General features: G+C 53.7%; 1 rRNA gene. It reads right to left on the bottom strand.

Annotated elements, in window-relative coordinates:
- Positions 1-255 (bottom strand): 23S ribosomal RNA (locus tag KW824_RS20755); the annotation flags it as partial.

Genomic DNA, 255 nt, shown 5'->3' on the forward strand with positions numbered 1-255 from the left:
CATCCTAGCTGTCTGAGCCTTCCCACATCGTTTCCCACTTAACCAGAACTTTGGGACCTTAGCCGGCGGTCTGGGTTGTTTCCCTCTTCACGACGGACGTTAGCACCCGCCGTGTGTCTCCCGGATATTACTTACTGGTATTCGGAGTTTGCATGGAGTTGGTAAGTCGGGATGACCCCCTAGTCCAAACAGTGCTCTACCCCCAGTAGTATTCGTCCGAGGCGCTACCTAAATAGCTTTCGGGGAGAACCAGCT

This window comes from Aeromonas sp. sif0611 (genome assembly GCF_019218845.1).
Taxonomy (GTDB): Bacteria; Pseudomonadota; Gammaproteobacteria; order Enterobacterales; family Aeromonadaceae; genus Aeromonas; species Aeromonas media.